At 72.9% G+C, this 2,878-nt stretch carries 3 protein-coding genes; 2 read left to right on the top strand and 1 reads right to left on the bottom strand.

Features of this window, described 5'->3' with window-relative positions:
* A partial coding sequence (locus BN12_RS23130) for an aggregation-promoting factor C-terminal-like domain-containing protein (protein ID WP_456093710.1) occupies nucleotides 1–382 on the top strand: 382 nt, incomplete at its 5' end.
* A gap of 99 nt (nucleotides 383–481) precedes the next feature.
* Here BN12_RS23130 and BN12_RS23125 read toward each other — a convergent pair.
* Nucleotides 482–1,273 carry an inositol monophosphatase family protein gene (locus BN12_RS23125; protein ID WP_048555813.1) on the bottom strand — a complete coding sequence of 264 codons (792 nt, stop codon included), beginning with the start codon at nucleotides 1,271–1,273 and terminating at the stop codon, nucleotides 482–484.
* Nucleotides 1,274–1,616: 343 nt separating this feature from the next.
* Between BN12_RS23125 and BN12_RS23120 the strand changes: the two genes are divergently transcribed.
* Entirely contained in the window at nucleotides 1,617–2,846 is a 1,230-nt protein-coding gene (locus tag BN12_RS23120) for a glycosyltransferase family 2 protein (RefSeq protein ID WP_235432516.1), read from the top strand.
* Nucleotides 2,847–2,878: the final 32 nt, after the last annotated feature.

The raw sequence follows: 2,878 nt of genomic DNA, 5'->3' as shown, positions 1-2,878 counted from the left end.
GGCTCGCGCGGCGAGCCGCGTCTCGGCATACCGGGCGTTCTCCTCGATGGGGAGCGCCGCCCAGACGAGCGCCCAGCGCAACCCCCAGGCGATCGCGCGCGGGCTCATGGGGTCCTACGGCTTCGGCGGCGGCCAGTGGGGATGCCTCGTCAGCCTGTGGAACGGCGAGAGCGGCTGGTCGTGGAGCGCGACGAACCCCTCGTCCGGCGCGTACGGCATCCCGCAGGCGCTGCCGGGCTACAAGATGGCGGCCGTGGGGTCGGACTACCTCACCAACCCGGTCACCCAGATCCGGTGGGGGCTCGGCTACATCCGGTCCGCCTACGGGTCGCCGTGCGCCGCGTGGTCGGCGTGGCAGTCGCGCTCACCCCACTGGTACTGAGCCGGTCGGGCCGATCGAGCCGGTGGGCCCCTCGCACGGCTCGGCCGGGATCCGCAGCGCGTCGGGATGCCCGGTGTGCCACCCGACCGACGAGTCCCGTCAGCGGCGCGCGAACACCGGCCCGACGCGCCGCTGGACGCACGCGAGGGTCACCCGGTCGGCCGCGACGACGAGCCCCGGCGGGTCGGCGAGAGGGCGGTATGCCGTGCCGTCGGGGTGGCCCGACGCGCCGCCGGCCTCGGCGACCATGAGGGTTCCCGGCGCGTGGTCCCAGGCGTGCGTGCCGGAGTAGAGGAGGTAGTCGGTGGCGCCCTCGATGAGGCGGGGGTAGTCGACCCCGCAGCACACCCACGACGGGCCGAGCGGCGGCAGGTCGTCGAGGACGTGGCCACGCAGCGACCAGATGGACGTCGAGCCGACGGGTCGGCCGGGCTTGTCCGGGACCGGCGCCCGGTGCATCCGGACCCCGTCCCGGTAGACCCCGGCACCCTTCTCGGCGATCCACCCCACCTCGTGCTCCGGCTGCCAGATCCAGCCCCGCACCGTCTCGCCACCGCGCACCTCGGCGACCATGACGGCGTGGTCGGGGTTGCCGTGGACGAAGTTCTTCGTCCCGTCGACGGGGTCGACGGTGAAGCCGTGCGAGGCCGCCCGGAAACGGTCGATGAGGCCCGGATCGGCCGCCGCGGCCTCCTCGCCGAGGACGACGGCGTCGGGGTATGCCGCGACGAGCTCGGCCGTGATCGCCGTCTCCGCCTCGCGGTCGGCGACCGTCACGAGGTCCCCGGGCTTCTTCTCCATGACCTCTCCGTCGGCGAGCGACCGGAAGCGCGGCGTGATGACGTCGGCGGCGACCTGCTTCAGGAGCGAGAGAACCTCGTCGGAGTCCACGCCCGCCACTATTCCCGCTCGCCACCCGAGGACAAAACCCGGGTGTGGCGCGAGGGTCGGCCGGTCCGTCGCGGTGCCCGGCCCGGTCCGCCGCCCGCAGCATGAGGTGCGCCGCCCGCAGCGTCAGGTTCGCCGCCCGCAGCATTATCGGGTGACCCCGGAAGACCGGGCTTCACCCGGGAAGGGAAGTGGGGCGAGGCCACGTCTTTTCGGGTGACCCGATAAAGCTGCGGGGCCGGGGCGAGCGGGTGGGCGCGGCCCGAGGACCGGGAAAGGGGGCGACAGGGGGGCCCGCAGGGGAGGAGGGCGGCCGGCACACCAACCGCCGGTAGGCTCGCGGGCGATGAGCGAGCACCTGACCGAGCCGATGACGCAGGGCCCGACCGGCCCGGCGGCGGACCCGACCCAGCCCACGGCATACACACCGACCGGCCTGACGTCCGCGGACCTGACCGAGCCGATGACGCAGGGCCCGACCGGCCCGGCGGCGGACCCGACCCAGCCGCCGGCATGCACACCGACCGGCCTGACGTCCGCGGACCTGACCGAGCCGATGACGCAGGCCCCGGCCGGGCCGGCGGCGGACCCGACCGAGCCCACGGCATACACCCCGACCATCTCGCGTCGCGAGGACCACGGGCCGCGGACCGGCTACGTCGTCGAGGGCGACGACCCGACGCTGCCCGACCCGTACGTCACCGTCGTCCTGCCCTGCTACAACGAGGGCGCCCACGTCCTGAAAGAGATCGACCGGATCTCCCGGGTGCTCGACGAGAGCGAGTTCGGCTACGAGATCCTCTGCATCGACGACGCGTCGACCGACGACACCCTCGCCGTCCTGCGGGACGCGCGCGCGGACTACCCGAGCGTCAAGGTGCTGCCGTTCCGGCGCAACGGCGGCGCGGGGACGGCCCGGCGCATCGGCAGCCAGCTGGCCCGCGGGGAGATCGTCGTGTGGACCGACGCCGACATGACCTACGAGAACGAGCGGATCCCCGACCTCGTCCGCGTCCTGCACGACGACCCGACGTACGACCAGGTCGTCGGGGCCCGGACGACCGAGGAGGGGACCCACAAGTGGGCCCGGGTGCCCGCGAAGTGGTTCATCCGCAAGGTCGCGGAGCACCTGACCAACCAGCGCATCCCCGACCTCAACTCGGGGCTGCGGGCGTTCCGGCGGGAGGTCTCGCTGCCCTACCTGCGGCTCCTGCCGGCGGGCTTCTCGTGCGTCACGACGATCACGATCGCGTTCCTGTCGAACCAGCACGACGTCAAGTACGTCGAGACGTCGTATGCCAAGCGCGAGGGCACGAGCAAGTTCCACTTCGTCCGCGACGCGTACCGCTACATCCTCCAGGTGCTGCGGATGGTCATGTACTTCGACCCGCTCAAGGTCCTCATGCCGCCGGCCCTGTGGCTCATCGCCATCGCGCTCGTCAAGGGCGTCGTCGACATGGTGCGCCACCCCTTCTACTTCCCCGCGAGCACGGTGCTGCTCTTCGTCAGCGGCATGATGATCGGCTCGCTCGCGCTCCTGTCCGACCTCGTCGTCAGATCCCGGGACGGCGCGTGACCCGGCGGCCCGCCGCCCCGGCCCCGTGAGCG

Source organism: Nostocoides japonicum T1-X7, assembly GCF_001046855.1.
Lineage (GTDB): Bacteria > Actinomycetota > Actinomycetes > Actinomycetales > Dermatophilaceae > Nostocoides > Nostocoides japonicum.
The sequence above is the reverse complement of the archived record's forward strand: the minus strand, read 5'-3'. Positions and strand labels throughout refer to the sequence as shown.

What these genes read in the sequence shown, in the direction of transcription:
- BN12_RS23120 (WP_235432516.1), top strand. Translation starts at nt 1,617, where the DNA reads ATGAGCGAGCACCTGACCGAGCCGATGACGCAGGGCCCGACCGGCCCG.